The following is a 20,727-nucleotide window of genomic DNA, read 5'->3' on the forward strand; positions in this document are numbered from 1 at the left end:
GCGCGGGGGCGCCGGATTCCCCTAAGCTTGAGCACGGATCCTGGCAGGTGGCCGGATGTCCCGCAGCCGCGACACGGCGGCCGGGCCGGCCCGCCCGCTTCAGCGAGCATCGCACCGCTGACCCCGATCTCAACGCCGACACCCAGCCGGATGGAGTTCCACTGATGGCACGTCGCACCGACGTCTTGGAAACGATCGTCAGCCTCGCCAAGCGCCGTGGGCTCGTCTTCCCGTCGAGCGAGATCTACGGAGGCCTGCGAGCGTCCTGGGACTACGGCCCCCTCGGTGTCGAGCTCAAGAACAACGTGAAGCGCGAGTGGTGGAAGACCATGGTGCAGGGCCGCGACGACGTCGTCGGCCTCGACTCCTGCGTCATCCTCGCCCGGGAGGTCTGGCAGGCCAGCGGCCACGTCGAGACCTTCACCGACCCGCTCACCGAGTGCCAGTCGTGCCACAAGCGCTACCGCGCCGACCACCTCGTCGAGGCGTACGAGGCCAAGCACGGCGGCGAGCCGGCGGGCGGCCTGGCCGACATCACCTGCCCGAACTGCGGCAACAAGGGCGCCTTCACCCAGCCCAAGCAGTTCAGCGGCCTGCTGAAGACGTTCCTCGGCCCGGTCGAGGACGAGTCGGGCCTGGCGTACCTGCGGCCGGAGACCGCCCAGGGCATCTTCATCAACTACCTGAACGTCCAGCAGTCGGCCCGCAGGAAGATCCCCTTCGGCATCGGCCAGGTCGGCAAGTCGTTCCGCAACGAGATCACCCCGGGCAACTTCATCTTCCGCACCCGTGAGTTCGAGCAGATGGAGATGGAGTTCTTCGTCAAGCCCGGCACGGACGAGGAGTGGCACCAGTACTGGATCGACGAGCGCCTGCGCTGGTACGTCGACCTCGGCATCAACAAGGACAACCTCCGGCTCTACGAGCACCCGAAGGAGAAGCTGTCCCACTACTCGAAGCGGACCGTGGACATCGAGTATCGCTTCAACTTCGCCGGCGGCGAGTGGGGCGAGCTGGAGGGCATCGCCAACCGCACCGACTTCGACCTCACCGCGCACGGCAAGGCGTCCGGCACCGACCTGTCGTTCTTCGAGCAGGAGTCGGGCGAGCGCTACGTGCCGTACGTCATCGAGCCGGCGGCCGGTGTGGACCGCGCGACGCTGACCTTCCTCCTGGACGCCTACACGGTCGACGAGGCGCCCAACGCCAAGGGCGTGATGGAGGAGCGGACCGTGATGCGCCTCGACCACCGTCTCGCCCCGGTCAAGGTCGCGGTGCTGCCGCTGTCGCGCAACGCCGACCTGTCGCCGAAGGCCCGCGACCTCGCGGCCCGGCTGCGCCGCCGGTGGAACGTGGACTTCGACGACGCGGGCGCCATCGGCCGCCGCTACCGCCGGCAGGACGAGATCGGCACGCCGTTCGCGATCACGGTCGACTTCGACACCCTGGAGGACCAGGCCGTGACGATCCGCGAGCGGGACTCCATGGCCCAGCAGCGGGTCGCGCTCGACCAGGTCGAGTCGTACCTGCGCCAGCACCTCAACGACTGAGCACCGCCAAAAGCGCCCGTCCGGAAATATCCGGACGGGCGCTTCTGTGTCAGCGACCCGCCGGAGTGGAGTGAACCTCGATTCCGGAGGCGCCGGGGGCTGCCGGTGTCACGGCGGCGGGCGGCGCTTGAGCCGGCGACACGTTCAGTCGCGGATCGTGGCCGGCGGTCGCGGTCAGCGCCTTGTTGTCGCCTCCGGTGCCGCCGCCCCTGGTCTGGATCACCTTCTGAACCATGCCGTCGGCGTTGAAGGAGAGCTTGTCCACCGCGACCGACCTGCGGAAGTTACCGCCGCCCGGGGCGTCGGCCGTGTGGTAGACCGTGTACCACCCGTCGTGTACCCCTATGCGCCGTCCACGACCCGGACGACGTGTCGTTCATGCCGACCGACGTCGTACGTGTCCTCCTGGGAGAGCCTGGCGGCGATCAACGACGGCTACTCGACCCGGCTTCTAGAGGTCCAAGCCCTGGCGCCGTGAGCCTTGCGAGCGCCTTCCGGGGCTCCGGAAGGCGCTCGCTCGTCACCAGCGACCTCGTGCTGTTGGCCGGCGTGGTCGGTCAGCGGTGACGTGGGTGCCGCCGGCCCGGTGAAGGGCGGCCGGTCAGCTCCGGTCGATGTACCAGTTGCCGCAGTAGCTGCCGAGCGCGTTGCGCGCGCACGCGCGGACCGCGTAGTGCCGCTGCTGATCGGTGTTCCAGTTCATGACGAGATTGCTGCTGCTGGAGCTGTAGAACGGTCCGCACTGCTTCCAGCCGCCGTTCGCCTGCACCTGCTCCGTGGTGGGGAACATGGGCAGGCTGCTGGGCATCCCCTGCAGGCTACGGTCGACCCAGACGGTGTACCCCGAATCGCTCGGCGAGATCTGGGCGTAGCTGTAGTTGAAGGCGCCGCCGTTCATCAGCTTGACGTAGCGTGCGTTTCCCAGGTAGATGCCGGCGCCGCCGACCTCCTGGTAGTAGTCGGGAACCCAGGTCTTGTCGCACTCGCCTGTGGTGGCGTTCGCGGCGGAGATCGGGCCGACCGTCGTGGCCGCCGCTCCGACGACCACGGCGAAGAGAATTTTCATGAAGCGCTTCGCGGTCGTGTTCTTGTAAGACACGGCTGTCCTTTCCATTGGCGGATCTACGTGGTCACCGGTCCGATACCGGGCCCGGCGCGATGAGAATGACGTGGCCATCGGGGAATCAGCTGGGATCGACCCAGAAGGCGTCGCGGTCCAGCAGCCGATCGCGGGTGACGAGTGCTCCGAACTTCCCTCCCGCGCCCGAGTTGTCCGTGTCGAGGACCATGTCCGTGCTGTAGGCGCCGCCGCTCGTCCAGGCACCCTCCCAAGTGCGCGCCATGGGGTATTCGTCACATGTCAGTCCAGGCGGACGGGGCGTCGAGTCGGGGCAGGCCATGTCCCGGTTCTTCTTGGCCTTCGCCGGGTCGGCAAGCCGGTGAAGGGGGGTGGTGCCGGGGGCTCCCGGAAGCCCACTGGCCTGCGCACGCTTGATGTGCGTCCTGACCGTCGGGTAGGCGGACAGCCCGTCGAGCGTGGGGATGAAACTCGGGATGACGCAGCCGGCGCCGCTGAGAATCCTGTCGCAGCGGATGTCCGGCGAAGGGTACGGACCCTTTTCCGGCGGAAAGACGTTGATTATCTCCGTGTCCCCGCCCGGATGCGTCAACTGCAGCTCGTACGTGGTGTTGACGGTGCGTATCCCGTCGATGGGCACGTTCACGAGATGCGGGACGGACGGGGTCAGGTAGCGGGTGGAGTTCTCGGGCAGTGTGATCGGAGGGCCGAAGTCGCCGGCCGTACAGCCGTAGGAACAGCTGACCGCCAGGCGGAAGCTGAGCGCGTCGTCCGGGACCAGTTCTCCCTCGGAGTAGAAGCGGACGATCGCGAAGACATCGGTGAGTTCCAGGCTGTCGTTGAACATGCCGATGAAATGCATGTAGTTGATCATGGTGCGACCGAGCAGAGCCCTCGTGGTGGTGTCGTAGACGCTGACGGACGCATAGTTGATCAGGCAGGCGGCGAATCGCCTGGTCTTCCACGCGCTCTTCGACTGATCGTCAGGGGGGTCGATGCACCAGGTGGGCAGGGGCGGCGGGTCGTCGGCGGCGCTCGTCGAGCTCAGGACCGATCTGCCCGGCGGTTGTGTCACCGGCGCGACGCACAGCACCTTCCTCTTGCCTTGACGGGCGAGTGAAGGGAAGCGATCACCGATGTGATCGCAGCCGTTCTCCGTGATCGCCCTGGTGGCCGCGTGCGCGACCGCGTCCCGTGCGGAGGCCGTCATCAGCGCGCAAAACAATAGAAGCGGCAGTGTCAGAAGCGTGATTTTTCGCATGCGAAGAGTGCTCATGGCGTCCCGTAAGGCAGGAGGGGGGTGAAGGGAAGCGAGGGTTCTGCGAGGAGGTGAATCCGGTCCGGGAATAAGGGCAGGTGACGAAGCATCCGAGACGTCGGTATAGGCCAGGTATACGCACTGGTGGAGCCGCTACGACGCCCGGCAGGCGATGGGGCGCCGACCCCGCCACCCGCTGAACGAGCAGACGCTCGCCGATCGGCGGCGGGTGCCGGGCTCCGACCACCCACGCGGCGGATCACGCGGAGCGATCTTCAGGAAGGCGAGCGTGACGACCGGCGGCAACTTGATCCACGCCTGCTTTCGCCTATATGACCTCCTGGTTCACCGCACATAAGGCTCCGGGAATGGTGCGCCGCCCGCGGTCTCCGCCCGCCCCCGCGAGAAGGGCGGAACCGGCGCGCCACCAAGGTTTCGCCGCCCGCTCCATTCGCGCTTAACGAATCCTTGAGCCGAGCCGATCTGTCCTGATTAGCTGTGGTCGCGCATTCGCACGGACCGGCCCGCGCTATCAAAGGGGAACAGACAGACCATGGTGCAGTTCCGGCTGCTGGGACCGGTCGAAATCACAACGGACACGCATCCGGTGGATGCGGGCCCGCGCAAACAACAGGCGGTTCTCGCCGCGTTACTGGTCGACGTGGGCGTACTCGTCCCCATCGAGAAGATCATCGACCGGGTCTGGGACGAGGCGCCGCCCACGACCGCTCGCGGGGCCGTGCACAGCTACGTCACCCGGCTGCGCCGGGCGCTGAGCGAGGCCGCCGCCGGCGGCGACGCGCCGAGGCTGGAGCATCGCCACGCCGGTTACGTCCTCGGCGCCCGGCCGGAGCAGGTGGACCTGCACCGTTTCCGGCTGCTGCTCGACTGCGCGCGGGCGACACGAGGGGAAGATCCGCGCAGAGCCGAACTACTGCGGGAGGCGCTCGGCCTGTGGCGGGGGGTTCCGCTCACCGGCCTGACCGGGGAGTGGGCGGAGTCCGTGCGCAGGGAGGCGGCCCAGCGGCGCCTCGGCGCGATGCTCGACCTGGCGCGCCTGGAGACGGCAGCGGGCCGGGGCGGGGTCGTGATCGAGCGCCTGCGGGAGATGCTCGACGAGCATCCCCTGGTCGAGCCGTTGAGCGCCGCACTGATCCGGGCACTGGCCGCAGTGGGGCGCAACGCGGAGGCCCTGCAGGTCTACGCGGAGACGCGCCGGCGCCTGGTGGAGGAGCTGGGCGCGGATCCGTCCCCCGATCTCCGGCAGGCGTACCAGGACGCCCTCTCCCCGCAGGGCCCCACGGCTGAGGCCACGAGCACGGCGGCGCCACGACGCGGACCGGCTCTGCTGCCCGCGGACGTGATGGGCTTCACCGGGCGGGCAGAGGCCGTGAGCACGCTCGACGAGCTGGCGGCGATGTCCGAACGGGAAGCGACCGCTGTGGTCGTGGCTGTGCTCTCCGGAGTGCCCGGGGTCGGCAAGACCGCCCTCGCAGTGCACTGGGCCCACCGCGCGCGTCATCGTTTCCCGGACGGGCAGCTGTTCGCCGACCTGCGCGGTTTCGACGCCAGCCGGTCGGCCGTCACCAGCGAGCAGGTCGTGCGCGGCTTCCTCGCCGCCCTCGGGGTTCCCGTGCATCGGGTGCCGGTGTCCCCGGACGCCCAGATCGGCCTGTATCGCGATCTCTTGGCCGACAAGCGGATGCTGGTGATCCTCGACAACGCCCACAGCGCCGAACAGGTGCGTCCACTGCTGCCTGGATCGCCTGGGTCCTTCGTCCTGGTGACCAGCCGCAACCGGCTCTCCGGTCTCATCGCCGGTCATGGTGCCCATCCGCTCGCGGTCGACGTGCTCACCCTTGAAGAGGCGCAGGAGTTGCTGACCCGGAGGATCGGACGCGACCGGGTTTCGGCGGACGCCGGCGCAGCGGACCACCTCATCGCCTCCTGCGCCCGCCTCCCGCTGGCACTGGTGATCACCGCGGCCCGGGCCGTGACCCGTCCCGCGTTCCCGTTGCGCGCGCTCGCGGACGAGCTCCGGCAGGCCGGGGCGAGCCTGGACGCGTTCCACGACGACGACCCGGCGACCGATGTGCGGTCGGTTTTCGCCTGCTCCTACCGAGCACTCAGCGTTGGAGCGGCGGAACTCTTCCGGCGGATGAGCGCCCACCCCCGGCCGGACTTCGGCTTGGCCGTGGCGGCGAGCGCCACCGCACTCCCGCCGGAGCAGGCGCGACGCCTGCTGGCGGAGCTCACCGCGGTCCACCTGCTGGACGAGCACGCGCCGGACAGGTGGGCGTTCCACGATCTGCTGCACACCTACGCCGTCGAGCTGCACCGGGAGGCCGAGACCGAAGCGGAACGCCGCGAGGTCGCCGGCCGCATCGTCGACCACTACCTGCAGACCGCCTACCGGTCGGCGCTTCTCCTCCATCCGGCGCGCGACCCCATCGCGATCGCCGATCCGCGTCCCGGTGTGACGGTGGCCGCCCCCGCCGACCACGGCGAAGCCCTCGCCTGGTTCACATCGGAGCGGTCCGTCCTGCTCGCGTGCGCCGAGCTCGCCGCCGCGTGCGGGTTCGACACGCACACCTGGCAGCTGGCGTGGTCCATGAGCAGTTTCCTGGACCGTACAGGGGCCTGGCGGGACATGATCGCGGTACACGGTCACGCTCTCGCGGCGGCCCGAGGGGACGATCAGGTGCTCGCCCTCAGCCGGCTTGGGACCGCCCTTGCCCACACCCGGCTGGGTGACGCCGACGCGGCCGTCCGGGAGTATGGGCACGCACTCGAGCACTTCGCGCGGCTGGAAGACCTGACCGGCCAGGCGCACATTCACAGCAACCTTGCGCGGGTCTTCGAGCAGCAGGGCCACCACGTGGAGGCGCTGGACAGCGCCGAACACGCACTCCGGCTCTACCGGGCCGCCGGCCAGCGGCACTGGGAGGCCAGGGCGATCAGCGCAGTCGGCTGGTACCACATCGCCGTCGGAAACCATCGGGAAGCGCTCGAGCACTGCCGGCAGGCTCTGACCTGGCTTCGGGAGGCCGGGGATCGCGACGGGGAATCGGCCACCTGGGACAGCCTGGGCCACGTCCACCATCAGCTCGGGGACCACGACCAAGCCGAGACCTGCTACCGGCGCGCGCTCGCGATGCACCGGCAGGACGGCGACCGCTACAACGAGTCTCTGGTCCTCACCCATATGGGCGACAACCACGAGGCGGCGGGCCGGGAAGCGGACGCCCGCAGCACATGGCGTCTGGCGCTGAACATCCTGACCGATCTGGGCCACCCCAGCGCCGATGACCTCCGGTCGAGACTCGGACGGTCGGATGGCCCCGCCTGACGATATGTCGACGAGCTCGGCGAGCCGGGTGGCGGCACCGGCTCTGCCGGGCTGTTCGGGGCAGCCGTAGCATCCGGAACCGCGCTGACGGCGGAATATGCTTGTAGCGTAATTTGCCCATGGCGAAAATGTGCTGACAGTGAAATAGGCAGTCCTCTTCCCGGGTTCCGGGACTAATGTCGCGGCATAACCCGACTACCGGAACAGGGAGACCAGATGGACCACCACGCGCGCTCGGGCGACCCCGCCGGCGACCGGTTCGGCTCCGGCAATCTTGGCCGCAAGCTGCTGGAACGGCGCATCCTCGTGCTCGGGCAGGAGGTCGACGACGACATCGCCAACCGGATCTGCTCGCAACTGCTGCTGCTGTCCGCGGAGGACTCCGCGCGGGACATCAGCCTTTACATCAATTCCCCCGGTGGTTCCGTGTCGGCCGGTCTGGCGATTTACGACGTCATGCAATATGTGCCGAACGACGTCGTCACCGTGGGCATGGGGCTGGCCGCGTCGATGGGGCAGTTCCTCCTGTGCGCCGGCGAACCGGGCAAGCGCTACGCCCTGCCGCACGCGCGCATCATGATGCACCAGCCGCTCGGCGGCATCGGCGGCACGGCGGCCGACATCGCGATCCAGGCCGAGCAGATGCTGCACACGAAGAAGACCCTGGCCGAGCGCACCGCCTTCCACACCGGGCAGCCGCTCGAACGCATCGAGGCGGACGCGGACCGGGACCGGTGGTTCACCGCCGAGGAGGCGAGGGAGTACGGCATCGTCGACCACGTGGTTGCCGGGCTCGGCACCGTGCGGACGGCACAGTGAGAGCGGCACACTGATCGCTGGTGAGCGCGGCGCGGTGAGTGCGGCACATGTGATCGGCACTGTGACGCCGTGGAGGGCGCCGTGGATGGTGTCGTGAACCGGCGGGGGAGCGCGCTCAGCCGCAGCGCGTCCCCTTGGCCGGGACCGTCCCCTCCAGCAGGTAGGCGTTGACCTTGTCGTCGATGCACTGGCTCTGGCCGTACGCGCCGTGGCCCTCGCCGTTCAGCGTCAGCAGCACGGCGGTGCGCAGTTGCTCGGCCAGCCGTGGCGCCCACTGGTAGGGCGTGGCCGGGTCGTTCGTGACGCCGACCACCAGGATGGGATTGGACCCGGTGGCGTCGACATGCCTGGCGGCGTCGTCCCCGGGCACCGGCCAGACGCTGCACGCCCCCGCGCTGATCGCGGTCGAGGCGAAGATCGGGCTCTTCTTCTCCAGCCGCCGGGCCAGCTCCTCGGCCTGGGCGACCGATGGGCGGTCGGTGCTGTCGACGCACAGCACCGCGGGCAGCGAGAACTGCAGGGTCGAATAGGTGCCGTTCGGCTGCCGCCCCGCGTACTGGTCGGCCAGGGCGAGCAGGCCGTCGAGCTTGCCCTTCCTGCCCTCGTCCAGCGCCTCGGTGAGCAGCGGCCAGGTGAGCTTGCTGTAGAGCGCCTGGGTGATGCCCGCCCTGGCGATGTCCTCGGTGACCGTGCGTGAGCCGACCTTCCCCGGCGTGCGGGCCAGGGTGTCGAGGAGCTTCAGCACGGTGGCGTTCGCGGCCGCGGCGTCGGCGCCGAGCGGGCAGCTCGTCCGCGTCTTGGTGCAGTCGGCGAGGTAGTCCTCGTACGCCTTCTGGAAGCCGAGGGCCTGGGTCTTGGCCATGTCGAGCATGGTGACCGAGGGGTCGACGGCGGAGTCGAGCACCATCCGCCCCACCTTCTGCGGGAACTGCGTGGCGTACACCGCCCCGAGGTGGGTGCCGTAGGAGAAGCCGAGATAGTTGAGGTGCGGTTCGCCGAGGGCCTCGCGCAGCGTCTCCATGTCGCGTGCCGCGTTGACGGTGCCGACGTAGGGCAGGATCCAGCCCGCGTTGCGCTCGCACGCCTGGGCGAAGCCCTTGACGAGCTTGGTCTCGGTCGCGGCGTTCTCGCTGGGTTCCCCGCTCATGTACTGGTCCATCTGGGGGGCGGTGAGACAGCGGATGCCGCTGCTCCGCTCCACGCCGCGCGGGTCGAAGCTGACGAGGTCGTAGCGGCTGTTGAGTGTGGAGAACGCGTGCGCCGCGTTGATGAGCGTGGTGACGCCAGAGCCGCCGGGACCGCCGAAGTTGAAGACCAGGGAGCCGATCCGCTTGCTCTGGTCGGTGGCCCGCAACCGGACCAGGGCGATGCCGATCTTCTTGCCCTCCGGCTTGGCGTAGTCGAGGGGCACCTGGAGCGTGGCGCACTCGAAGCCCGAGGAGGAGGCCGTCTCCTCGCACGCCTTCCAGGACAGGGAGGGCGCGCTCGACGCGTACTCCTCCGGGGCGACCCCCGCGCCGCCGCAACCGGTGGTCGCCGTCATCGCGCCGAGCCCGGCGGCCACCGCCGCCATCACCGGCCCGACCCTTCGCGCCGCCGTCCCCCGTGCCGAAAGGATCCGTGCCGCCAGGATCCGTGGCGCCAGGATCCGTGCCGCCAGGATTCGTCCTGCCGGGATCCGTGCCGAAAGGATCCGCGTCGCCGGGATCCGCGTCGCCGGGATCCGTGCCGTAGAGACCTGTCCCGCCGGCATCCGTGCCGTCTTTCCCCGCGCCGTCACTCGCGCCGATACCCCTCGCTCCGGAACCCCTCGCGACAACGCTCGCGACACTGACAACCCTCCGTGTTCGACTGTATTCGGAGGGTGCCTCGTTTATATCGCATGCCGTTGCCGGTGCACCGCCGACTCACCGGAACTCCGCCTTACCGGACAATGGTCTAAACCATTTCCTCTCCGCCCGCTCGGAAGCTTCATGTCGTCCTTGGTGGCGAATTGGTTTATACCACTTGACGACCGCCGGAAAAATGACCGTTCTTTGATTGGATTAGACCTCTCCGATGCCTTCTACCTGCTTAGACGTCATATCTGGCGAAGGGTGAGGTTTGGTGCTGCTTTTCCTAGGTACAGTCCGGTTGCGGGCCGCGTCCGCGGTTTTATTGAAGTCGGCGAAGGAGCGTCGCATGCCCAAGTACGTTTACGACTTCACCGAGGGCAACAAGGACCTCAAAGACCTACTCGGTGGCAAGGGCGCCAATCTGGCGGAAATGACCAACATCGGCCTCCCCGTGCCTCCCGGCTTCACGATCACCGCCGAGGCGTGCCGCCACTATCTGGGGCACGGCGGTATGCCCGAGGGGCTGGAGGAGGAGATCGGCGAGCACCTCGCCGCCCTTGAGGAGCGGATGGGCAAGCGCCTCGGCCAGGCGGACGACCCGCTGCTGGTCAGCGTGAGGTCGGGAGCCAAGTTCTCGATGCCCGGCATGATGGAGACGGTCCTCAACGTCGGCCTCAACGACGACTCCGTCCTCGGGCTCGCCAAGCAGTCGGGAAACGACCGCTTCGCCTGGGACTCCTACCGCCGGCTCATCCAGATGTTCGGCAAGACCGTCCTGGACATCGACGGCGAGCTGTTCGAGCACGCGATGGACGACCTCAAGGGCGAGCGGGAGGACACCGACCTCGACGCCGCCGACCTCCAGCGGCTGGTCGAGACCTTCAAGGGCATCGTCCGGGAGCGGACGGGCCGCGACTTCCCCGCCGACCCCCGCGAGCAGATGGACCTCGCCGTGAAGGCGGTCTTCGACTCCTGGAACGCCCCGCGCGCGATCCTCTACCGGCGCCAGGAGCGCATCCCCGCCGACCTCGGCACGGCGGTCAACGTCGTCGCCATGGTGTTCGGCAACATGGGCCCCGACTCCGGCACCGGGGTCGCCTTCACCCGCGACCCAGGCTCGGGACGCCAGGGCGTCTACGGCGACTACCTGCGCAACGCCCAGGGCGAGGACGTCGTCGCCGGGATCCGCAACACCGTCCCCCTCCAGGAGCTGGAGACCATCAACCCCGAGGCCTACCGCCGGCTCCTCGACATCATGGCGACGCTGGAGCGGCACTACCGCGACCTGTGCGACATCGAGTTCACGATCGAGCGCGGCAGGCTGTGGATGCTGCAGACCCGGGTCGGCAAGCGCACGGCCGCCGCCGCCTTCTGCATCGCCACTCAGCTCGTGGACGAGGGCCTGATCGACATGGACGAGGCGGTCACCCGGGTCACCGGCGACCAGCTCGCCCAGCTCATGTTCCCCCGCTTCGCCGCGACGGCCGGCAACCACAGGCTGACCACCGGCATGAACGCCTCGCCCGGCGCCGCCGCGGGCCGGGCCGTCTTCAGCTCCGAGCGGGCCGTCGAGCTGGCCGGGCGGGGCGAGGCGGTCATCCTCGTGCGGCGGGAGACCAACCCCGACGACCTCGCCGGGATGATCGCGGCCCACGGCGTGCTCACCTCCAGGGGCGGCAAGACCTCGCACGCCGCCGTGGTGGCGCGAGGGATGGGCAAGACCTGCGTGTGCGGGGCCGAGGAGCTGGAGGTCGACCCGCACGCCCGCCGGTTCACCGCGCCCGGCGGGGTCGTCGTCGACGAGGGCGACGTGATCTCCATCGACGGCGGCACCGGGGCCGTCTACCTCGGCGAGGTCCCGGTCACCCCCTCGCCCGTCGCCGAGTATTTCGAGGGCGAGCCCGCCGGGGACGAGCTGGTGAGGGCGGTCGACCGGATCATGACCCACGCCGACTCCGTGCGCCGGCTCGCCGTACGGGCCAACGCCGACACCCCTGAGGACGCCGCCCGCGCGCGGCGCTACGGCGCCCAGGGCATCGGGCTGTGCCGTACGGAGCACATGTTCCTGGGGGAGCGGCGGCGGCTCGTCGAGGACCTGATCCTGGCCACGACGCCCGAGCAGCGGCAGGCGGCGCTCGACGCGCTCGAACCGCTGCAGACCGGCGACTTCACCGGCATCTTCGAAGCCATGCGCGGGCTGCCGGTGACGATCCGGCTGATCGACCCGCCGCTGCACGAGTTCCTGCCCGACCTCACCGACCTGGCGGTGAAGGTGGCCCTCGCGGACGACAGGGCGGCCAACAGGGCGGACGGCAGGACGGGAGGCGGGGCGGACGACCGGGACCGCAGGCTCCTCGACGCGGTCAAGCGGCTGCACGAGCAGAATCCGATGCTCGGCCTGCGCGGCGTACGGCTCGGCCTGACGGTCCCCGGCCTGTTCGCCATGCAGGTGCGGGCCATCGCCGCGGCGGCCCGGCGGGTCGAGGGCGCGTGTGCGGAGATCATGATTCCGCTGGTCGGCGCGGTGCAGGAGCTGGAGATCGTCAAGGAGGAGGCGGAGCGGATCCTCGCCGAGGCGGGCGTGGAGGCGGCGATCGGCACGATGATCGAGGTGCCGAGGGCGGCGCTGACGGCGGGCCAGATCGCCGAGGCCGCCGAGTTCTTCTCGTTCGGCACCAACGACCTCACTCAGATGACGTGGGGTTTCTCCCGCGACGACGTGGAGAGCGCCTTCTTCGGCACATACCTCGACCTGGGCGTCTTCGGGGTCTCGCCGTTCGAGTCCGTCGACCGCGAGGGCGTCGGCCGGCTGATGCGGATCGCGGTCGAGGAGGGCAGGCGGACCCGGCCGGACCTCAAGCTCGGCATCTGCGGTGAACACGGCGGCGACCCCGACTCGGTGCACTTCTGCCACGAGATCGGCCTCGACTACGTCTCCTGCTCGCCGTTCCGCATTCCGGTGGCCCGGCTGGAGGCGGGCCGTGCCGCGCTGACCTGCGCGCAGTCCGACACGCGATGAGTTGATATTTCGCAGAACATCCGGACTGGTTGTGGAATGACCAGATCGGAGTGGGGGTGGTTCACCGGGTCGCGCGACACGGCCCGGTGATCGTTGAAGCCGCCCGGTCGACTGATCACTCTACGTATCTACCGCAAGGAAGGACGTGGAGTGAGAAGACGTCGCCGCCCGCCGGCGCTGGGGATCACCGTGGCGCTGCTCTGTACCCTCGCGACGTCGCTCGGCGCCGCCCCCGCTCCGTCGGCCGCCCCGGTGACGGCCCTGCTGACGGCCGCCGGAGAGGTCCCGGCGGGCCAGGAGCCGTCGCCGTCGCGGCAGTACCAGGTGGACGGGCCGGCCACCGTCGCGCAGCGCAGCGCGGTGGCGCGCACGGGGGCCGCCGTCGACGAGGTGCACGGGCGGAGCATGGTCGTCACCGCGACACTCCAGGAGGCCGACGCCATCCGCCGGCTCGGGTTCACGGTCACCGAGCTGGCGCCGCCCGCCGAGCCCAGCGGGCCGCAGACCTTCGACTTCCCTTCGAGGGACTCCGGCTATCACAACCACGCCGAGCTCAGCACGCTGGTCGACCAAGTCGTCGCCGCCCATCCCGCGATCGCCCGCAGGTTCAGCTACGGCCGCTCGTACGAGGGCCGCGACCTGATGGGCATCAAGATCAGTGACAACGTGGCCGCCGACGAGAACGAGCCGGAGGTGCTGTTCACCGCCCATCAGCACGCGCGCGAGCACCTCACCGTCGAGATGGCGATCTACCTGCTGCGCCTGTTCACCGACAACTACGGCGACGACCCGCAGATCACCGAATTGGTGAACACGCGGGAGATCTGGATCCTGCCCGACCTCAACCCCGACGGCGGCGAGTACGACGTCGCCACCGGCTCCTACCGGTCGTGGCGCAAGAACCGGCAGCCCAACTCCGGCGCCTCCGGCATCGGCACCGACCTCAACCGCAACTGGGCCCATGGGTGGGGATGCTGCGGCGGCTCCTCCGGCACTTCGTCGAGCGAGACCTACCGAGGCCCGGCCGCCGAGTCGGCGCCGGAGGTCAGGGCGGCGGCCGGCTTCGTGCGGAGCCGGGTGGTCGGCGGCGTCCAGCAGATCAAGGCGGCCATCGACTGGCACACCTACAGCGAGCTCGTCCTGTGGCCGTACGGGTACACGACGGCCGACACCGGCCAGGGCATGACGCAGGACGACCGGGACGCGTACGCCGCCCTCGGCCGGAGCATGGCGGCCACCAACGGGTACACCGCCGAGCAGGCGAGCGACCTCTACATCACCGACGGCTCGATCGACGACTGGATGTGGGGCACGTACAAGATCTTCACGTACACGTTCGAGATGTATCCCACGGGGAGCAGCCCCGGGTTCTACCCGCCCGACGAGGTGATCGACCGGGAGACCTCCCGCAACCGGGCGGCCGCGCTCCTCCTCGTCCGGAACGCCGACTGCGTCTACCGGCTCATCGGCAAGGAGTCCGCGTACTGCGGCACCGGCACGCCGTCCGCGCCGGCCGTCTAGTTCACGGGCAGCCGCCCGCCCGTGAACCGCACCCGCACCGGATGCCGCTCGACCGGTCCGGCAGGCGCCGGTCGTACCGGCCGGCGGCGGCGATCACTCGCGTCGCTTACCTGGCAGAAGGGCAATCTCCCATCGGACTACTGGATCTGTCGTGAAACCGGACCTTCGCGGGTACGCTCCATTCCCCGCCGCCACGGGGCTTGCCTCAAGGAAGGAGGACGCATGGCCCGCTATGACGAGCACGACCAGGCACGATGGGTGCCCGAGCCGCCGGGTAACCCCGAGCGGAGCGCGTTCGAGCGGGACCGGGCACGCGTGCTCCACAGCGCCTCGCTGCGCAGGCTCGCCGCCAAGACGCAGGTGGTGGCCCCCGCCGACTGCACCGGCCTGCACAGCCCCCGCACACGGCTGACCCACTCGCTGGAGTGCGCGCAGATCGGCCGGGAGATGGGCAAGGTCCTCGGCTGCGACCCCGACCTGGTGGAGACCGCCTGTCTCGCCCACGACCTCGGCCATCCCCCGTTCGGCCACAACGGGGAGGCCGCCCTGAACGAGCTGGCGGCGCCGTGCGGCGGGTTCCAGGGCAACGCGCAGAACCTGCGCCTGCTGACCCGGCTGGAGGCCAAGGTCATCACCGAGGACGGCCGCAGCGCCGGGCTCAACCTCACCCGGGCCACGCTCGACTCGGTCTGCAAGTATCCCTGGGCCGGGTCCTCCTGCCGGATCCCCGGCGTCCCGCTCGCCGCCGAGGGCCGGCCGTACTGCGTCTACCCCGACGACCTGGCGGTCTTCCGGTGGGTGCGGGAGGGGGCGCCCGACTACGCGGTCGGCTTCGAGGCGCAGGTCATGGACTGGGCCGACGACGTGGCCTACTCGGTGCACGACCTGGAGGACGCGCTGACGTGCGGTCACGTCACGATGGCGGCCCTGCGGGACCCGGAGGAACGGCTGGAGGTCTGCCGCCTGACGAGGGAGTGGTACGCGCCCGACGCCGGCGTGGAGGAGCTGTCGGAGACCTTCGCCCGGCTGCTCGCCGAGCCGCTGTGGCCGGCCGCCTTCGACGCCGGGCTCGCCGACCTCGCCGCGCTCAAGCGGCTCACCAGCGCCCTCATCGGCCGGTTGTGCCGCTCCGCCCAGGACGCCACCCGCGAGGCGTACGGCTGCCGCCCCACGCCGGGCGGCGGGGACGGCCGCACCCGGTACGACGCGGACCTGGTGGTGCCGAGGACGACCCGCCTGGAGTGCGCGCTGCTCAAGGGCGTGACGGTGCACTACGTGATGTCGCGGGAGGACCACCACGCCGTCCAGGCCCGGCAGCGGGAGATCATCGCCGAGCTGGGCGACCTCATCCTGCGCGGCGCCCCGGCGACGCTGGAGCCCGCGCTTCGGCCGCAGTTCGAGCAGGCCGCCGACGACGCGGAACGGCTTCGCGCGGTGGTCGACCAGATCGCCTCGCTGACCGACGCCTCCGCCATGGGCTGGCACCGCCGCCTGTCGGCGGCCATGCACCGGCTCAAGGCGAGCTGACCCGCCGGAGCCGCCCTCAGGGCCGGTTCGCGGGGCCGTCCCGGGCTGACCCGTGTGGCCGCCTCCGGGGTGACTGGCGGGGCCGCCTCAGGGCCGATTCGCGTGGGCCGCTCGCCGCGCGACCTCCGCCGCCGTGCGCACGAAGGCGGCCAGCGCCCGCGACCGCGCGTCCTGCGGCCAGGCCAGGACCAGCGTCGTCGGCGGCGCGTCGGCCACGGGCACGCCGACGAGGTCGTGACGCAGGTTCCCCTGGATCGACCGGGGGACGACCGCCACGGCGCGGCCGAGCGCGACGAGATGCATGAGCTGGCCGCTCTCGGCGATCCGTAAGGAGCCCTCGGGGACGGCCCCGGGCCACCGCGGCAGCGGCTCGCCGTCGAGGTCCGCCATCGACAGCTCCGCGCGCCCGGCGAGCCGGTGCCCCCGGGGCAGCACCGCCACCTGGCTCTCCACCAGGAGCTCCTCGACCGCCAGACCGGTCAGATCCTCGCGCGGGGCGTGCAGCAGGGCGGCGTCGGCCCGGCCGTCCCGCACCATCGCGCCCCGCTCCAGGGCGCTGAAGACGATGTCGACGGGCACCGCGCCCGGCGTGGCCGCGTACGCCGCGAGGATCTCCGGCAGCAGGTCGGCGTCCCCGCCCGGTTTGGCGGCGAGCACGAGCGAGGGCGCGCCGCGGCCGGCCCGCCGGGTCCTGCGCACGGCCGCCGACACCGCGGCGAGCGCGGCCTGCCCCTCCCGCAGCAGTGTCTCGCCCGCTTCCGTCAGCTCCACCGTGCGGTGGTCGCGCTCAAGCAGCCGCACCCCGAGGCGGCGTTCGAGCTGCTGGATCGCCCGCGACAGCGGCGGTTGCGCGATGCCGAGCCGCCGGGCCGCCCGCCCGAAGTGCAGCTCCTCGGCCACCGCCACGAAATAGGTCAGCTCACGCGTCTCCACGGTGTCGTCACCGGGTGTCATACCGCGAGGGTATCGCCCGTGACCGAGACGGTGTTGGGCACCGAGGGGGCTGAGGTGATGGGCTGACATCCATGAACAACACCGACACCATCGCCCTGGTCACGGGCGCGAACAAGGGAATCGGACTTGAGGTCGCCAGGCAGCTCGGCGAGCTCGGCATGACCGTGCTGCTCGGGGCGCGCGACCCGGGGCGCGGGGACGAGGCGGTCGCCAAGCTGCGGGCGGAGGGCCTGGAGGTCCACCAGCTGACGATCGACGTCACCGGTGAGGAGAGCGTGCGGGCGGCGGCGGAACAGGTGGGGGAGCGGTTCGGCCGCCTCGACGTGCTCGTCAACAACGCCGGCATCTCGGGCGGCACGCGCCAGACGCCCGGCTCGGTCGACCTCGGCGTCGTGCGCGAGGTGTTCGAGACCAATGTGTTCGGCGTCATCCGGGTGACCGACGCGATGCTGCCGCTGCTGCGGCGGTCCCCGGCCGGGCGGATCGTCAACGTGTCCAGCGGCACGGCGTCGATGACGCACATGACCGACCCCGGCCACTACTTCTCCCGCAGGCCGAGCGTCGCGGGCTACCCGCCGTCGAAGGCCGCGCTGAACCTGCTCACCATCCAGTACGCCAAGGAGCTGCGGCCGCTCGGCATCCTGGTCAACGCCATCGCCCCCGGGGCGTGCGACACCGACTTCGCCAGAGACCTCGGCATGTCCCTGCCGCGTACGGCGGCGCAGGGCGCGGCGGTCGCGGTCAGGCTCGCGACGCTCGGCGCCGAAGGACCGTCGGGCGGGTTCTTCGACGAGGACGGACCGGTGCCCTGGTGACCGTGCTCGCCTAGAGCGGGATGATCACGACGTCGTCGTCGTCACCGCCGCCGTTCTTCTTCTTTTGCTTCGTCGGCGGCTTGGTCTCGTCCGGGACGGGCGTGACCTGCTTGGAGGTGCACAGTTGCGTGCAGGGCGGGGTCGCGCCCATCTTCTTGCGCAGCGTGAGCATGGCCTTGCGTGGCGAGACGGTGCGGTTGCCGTCGTCCCAGGAGTCCAGGTAGGGCCACGGCGGCACCACGCCCCGCCGCACCCACCAGTACTGCGGGTCGACCGGCCATGACATGGCGAAGTAGAGGTTGCTCGCGGTGTCGCGCGCGTTGCCCGTGTTGCCCACCCGGCCGAGCAGTTGCCCGGCCTTGACCTTGGCGCCCGGCGTGACGTCCTGCTCCACGGAGTCGAGGTGGCCGCCGAGGTACAGCACGCCGTCCTCGCCCTTGATCGTGACGTACCGGCCCTCCCGGTCGGCGCCGCGATCGGTGGAGGACGTCCAGAGGTTCTTGAGGTTGACCTCCTGCACCACTCCGTCGACCGGCGACACGAACGCGCATCCCTTGGCCGCCCAGATGATCGTCTTGGGAAGCACGAGCAGCTTGCGGGAGTACGACACCTTGCAGCCCTTGATGGGGAAGGCGTACGTGTAGGGAGACATCTTCGGCGGCGGGACCCGCACGGGCTCGTCCCCGGGCGGAGGCACGATGTGGCCGGGCTGGGAGTCGTCCATGGCGGCCGTGACGCCGCCCGGCGGCGGCGTGGGCGGCAGCGTGCTCACTCCCGCGACCCCGGCGGGCGCACCGCAGGACGTCGCGACGAACGCGGCGCCGGCGAGGGCGGCCAGTCTCCCCGATCGCATGATCTCCACCTGGTCGACGTTACCGAACCTTTCCTTTCTAACGGACCAAGCCGCACATCACGACCGGTTCCGAAAAGTCGTGACATGTCCTCGACCATCCGCGGTGAGGCGTCAGGGCTGTCGGGGGCAGGCTCTAGACTCGCCAGCGTGGCAGGGCGAAGCGGTCGGATCAGTGACGAGGACATCGCGCTCGTGCGGGAGCGCTCGCCGATCGCCGACGTCGTCGGCGAGCACATCCAGCTCCGCAACGCGGGCGGGGGCAACCTGAAGGGGCTGTGCCCGTTCCACGACGAGAAGTCTCCCTCGTTCAACGTCACTCCGGCCCGGGGCTACTACTACTGCTTCGGCTGCGCCGAGGGCGGCGACGTCATCACGTTCGTCCGCAAGATCGAGAACCTGACGTTCACCGAGGCCGTCGAGCGGCTCGCCCAGCGCGCCGGCATCCAGCTCCGCTACGAGCAGGGCGGCTACGTGCCCGGCCGCGAGCAGGGCGAGCGGCTGCGGCTGATCGAGGCGCACCGCGCCGCCGCCGAGTTCTACGCCGAGCGGCTGTCCGGCCCTGAGGCCGCCCCGGGCCGGCGCTTCCTGTCCGAGCGCGGCTTCGAGCGGGCCGACGCGGAGCACTTCGGCGTCGGCTACGCCCCCAACGAATGGGAGGCGCTGTCGCGGCACCTGATGGCCCGCGGGTTCACCTCCCAGGAGCTGATCAAGGGCGGCCTGGCCCGCGAGGGCAGGCGCGGCCCCGTCGACCGGTTCCGCGGCCGGCTGATCTGGCCCATCCGCGACATCACCGGCGACGTCATCGGGTTCGGCGCGCGCAAGCTGCTCGACTCCGACGACGGCCCCAAATACCTGAACACCCCCGAGAGCCCGATCTACCACAAGAGCTCGGTGCTGTACGGCGTCGACCTCGCCAAGCGGGAGATCGCCAAGAGGTCCCAGGCCGTCATCGTGGAGGGCTACACGGACGTCATGGCCTGCCATCTGGCCGGCGTGCCGACCGCGGTGGCCACGTGCGGCACCTCCTTCGGCGAAGAGCACATCAAGGTGCTGCGCCGGCTGCTGCTGGACCAGGCCGAGTTCCGGGGTGAGGTGATCTTCACCTTCGACGGCGACTCGGCGGGGCAGAAGGCCGCCCTGCGCGCGTTCCAGGACGAGCAGAAGTTCGTCACGCAGACCTTCGTGGCCGTGCAGCCCGACGGCCTCGACCCCTGCGACCTGCGGGTCAAGCAGGGCGACGCCGCCGTGCGCGACCTGATCGCCAGCCGCGAGCCGCTGTTCGCCTTCGCGGTCCGCAGCACCCTGTCCCGCTACGACCTCAACACCAACGAGGGACGCCTGGCCGCGCTCGACGCCGCCGCGCCCGTCGTGGCCTCGATCAAGGATCCGGGGCTGCGCAAGACCTACGTGGTCGACCTCGACCGCTGGCTCGGCTTCATGGACGAGGGCTTCGTCATCCAGCGCGTGCAGCAGGTCGTGGGGCGGACGCCGGAGGGCGGCCACGCTCCGGGGCGCCGGCAGGCGGCGCGCGGAGCCGCGCCCGCGCGGTCCGCCCCGGTGCGGCAGGAGCCCATGGACCCCGCCGTCCGCCTGGAGGCGGAGGCGCTCAAGATCGCCGTGCAGCGGCCCGCGCTGCTCGGGCCGGAGTTCGACGCGCTCGGCGCGGCGACGTTCACCCTGCCCGAGCACGTCGCGCTCTACGAGGTCATCGTGGCGGCGGGCGGAACCGCCGCCGCGGGGCCCGGCGGGCGCGAGTGGGTCGACCGGCTGCTGGAGCAGGCCGACGCCGGGGCGCCCGGCGAGACCGGCGTCGACCTGAGGCCGCTCGTCACCCGGTTCGCGGTCGAGGCCGTGCGCGCCGACGTCGCCATCGAGGAGCGGTACGGCGCGGCGGTCCTGGCCAAGATCCAGGAGGTCGCGGTCGGCCGGGCCGTCGCCCAGGTGAAGTCGCGGCTGCAGCGGCTCAACCCGGTCGAGGAGCAGCAGGAGTACAACCGGCTGTTCGGCGAACTCGTGGCGCTGGAACAGCAGCGACGCGTGTTGCGAGAACGCGCCAGCGGGGCCTGAATAAACGTCCCTTTCCAGATCTCACAGTCGCCAAACACATGTTTTGATCTCGATTCGGTATTGACTTCCGCCTTACCTTGGG

At 70.4% G+C, this 20,727-nt stretch carries 14 protein-coding genes; 8 read left to right on the plus strand and 6 right to left on the minus strand.

What is annotated here, in order from left to right:
* Positions 1 to 164: 164 nt before the first annotated feature.
* Complete coding sequence (locus BXA11_RS23610) at positions 165 to 1,550, plus strand: glycine--tRNA ligase (RefSeq protein ID WP_030506239.1); 1,386 nt, start codon at positions 165 to 167, stop codon at positions 1,548 to 1,550.
* 49 nt (positions 1,551 to 1,599) lie between these two features.
* Here BXA11_RS23610 and BXA11_RS23615 read toward each other — a convergent pair whose 3' ends face one another.
* The 3 genes from BXA11_RS23615 to BXA11_RS23625 all read right to left on the minus strand — a co-directional run bounded on the left by BXA11_RS23615 (position 1,600) and on the right by BXA11_RS23625 (position 3,838).
* A complete protein-coding gene (locus tag BXA11_RS23615) occupies positions 1,600 to 1,815 on the minus strand; it encodes a hypothetical protein (protein ID WP_076437905.1) in 216 nt (71 codons plus the stop codon).
* Between the two features lie 336 nt (positions 1,816 to 2,151).
* Positions 2,152 to 2,649 (minus strand): hypothetical protein, encoded by a 498-nt coding sequence (locus BXA11_RS23620; protein ID WP_076437908.1) that lies wholly within the window; start codon positions 2,647 to 2,649, stop codon positions 2,152 to 2,154.
* An 85-nt stretch (positions 2,650 to 2,734) separates the two neighbouring features.
* Positions 2,735 to 3,838 carry a NucA/NucB deoxyribonuclease domain-containing protein gene (locus tag BXA11_RS23625; RefSeq protein WP_076437910.1) on the minus strand — a complete coding sequence of 368 codons (1,104 nt, stop codon included), beginning with the start codon at positions 3,836 to 3,838 and terminating at the stop codon, positions 2,735 to 2,737.
* A gap of 601 nt (positions 3,839 to 4,439) precedes the next feature.
* Between BXA11_RS23625 and BXA11_RS23630 the strand changes: the two genes are divergently transcribed.
* A complete protein-coding gene (locus BXA11_RS23630) occupies positions 4,440 to 7,235 on the plus strand; it encodes an AfsR/SARP family transcriptional regulator (protein WP_076437912.1) in 2,796 nt (931 codons plus the stop codon).
* 216 nt (positions 7,236 to 7,451) lie between these two features.
* Positions 7,452 to 8,054 carry an ATP-dependent Clp protease proteolytic subunit gene (locus tag BXA11_RS23635; protein ID WP_076437914.1) on the plus strand — a complete coding sequence of 201 codons (603 nt, stop codon included), beginning with the start codon at positions 7,452 to 7,454 and terminating at the stop codon, positions 8,052 to 8,054.
* 115 nt (positions 8,055 to 8,169) lie between these two features.
* Here the strand turns inward: BXA11_RS23635 and BXA11_RS23640 are convergent, their stop codons facing one another.
* A complete protein-coding gene (locus BXA11_RS23640; RefSeq protein WP_076437916.1) occupies positions 8,170 to 9,627 on the minus strand; it encodes an alpha/beta hydrolase in 1,458 nt (485 codons plus the stop codon).
* A 608-nt stretch (positions 9,628 to 10,235) separates the two neighbouring features.
* Here BXA11_RS23640 and ppdK point away from each other — a divergent pair.
* The 3 genes from ppdK to BXA11_RS23655 all read left to right on the plus strand — a co-directional run bounded on the left by ppdK (position 10,236) and on the right by BXA11_RS23655 (position 15,956).
* Positions 10,236 to 12,908, plus strand: coding sequence for a pyruvate, phosphate dikinase (gene ppdK, locus BXA11_RS23645; RefSeq protein WP_076437918.1), 2,673 nt, complete (start codon positions 10,236 to 10,238; stop codon positions 12,906 to 12,908).
* Positions 12,909 to 13,058: 150 nt separating this feature from the next.
* Positions 13,059 to 14,429, plus strand: a complete 1,371-nt coding sequence (locus BXA11_RS23650; RefSeq protein WP_076437920.1) for a M14 family metallopeptidase — start codon at positions 13,059 to 13,061, stop codon at positions 14,427 to 14,429.
* 222 nt (positions 14,430 to 14,651) lie between these two features.
* Positions 14,652 to 15,956, plus strand: coding sequence for a deoxyguanosinetriphosphate triphosphohydrolase (locus tag BXA11_RS23655; protein WP_076437922.1), 1,305 nt, complete (start codon positions 14,652 to 14,654; stop codon positions 15,954 to 15,956).
* 87 nt (positions 15,957 to 16,043) lie between these two features.
* Here BXA11_RS23655 and BXA11_RS23660 read toward each other — a convergent pair whose 3' ends face one another.
* The gene (locus tag BXA11_RS23660; protein ID WP_076437924.1) at positions 16,044 to 16,910 is read right to left on the minus strand and encodes a LysR family transcriptional regulator; all 867 of its coding nucleotides are present in this window, start codon (positions 16,908 to 16,910) and stop codon (positions 16,044 to 16,046) included.
* 71 nt (positions 16,911 to 16,981) lie between these two features.
* Between BXA11_RS23660 and BXA11_RS23665 the strand changes: the two genes are divergently transcribed.
* Positions 16,982 to 17,725, plus strand: coding sequence for an SDR family oxidoreductase (locus tag BXA11_RS23665; RefSeq protein WP_076437926.1), 744 nt, complete (start codon positions 16,982 to 16,984; stop codon positions 17,723 to 17,725).
* 10 nt (positions 17,726 to 17,735) lie between these two features.
* On the opposite strand, the gene BXA11_RS23670 is transcribed toward BXA11_RS23665, so the two are convergent.
* On the minus strand, positions 17,736 to 18,578 hold the full coding sequence (locus tag BXA11_RS23670) for a M23 family metallopeptidase (RefSeq protein ID WP_083744526.1): 843 nt from the start codon (positions 18,576 to 18,578) through the stop codon (positions 17,736 to 17,738).
* Positions 18,579 to 18,725: 147 nt separating this feature from the next.
* On the opposite strand from BXA11_RS23670, the gene dnaG reads away from it, so the two are divergent.
* Complete coding sequence (gene dnaG / locus BXA11_RS23675; protein ID WP_076437930.1) at positions 18,726 to 20,645, plus strand: DNA primase; 1,920 nt, start codon at positions 18,726 to 18,728, stop codon at positions 20,643 to 20,645.
* Positions 20,646 to 20,727 lie beyond the last annotated feature (82 nt).

The sequence above is a fragment of the Microbispora rosea genome, from assembly GCF_900156315.1.
Classification (GTDB): domain Bacteria; phylum Actinomycetota; class Actinomycetes; order Streptosporangiales; family Streptosporangiaceae; genus Microbispora; species Microbispora rosea.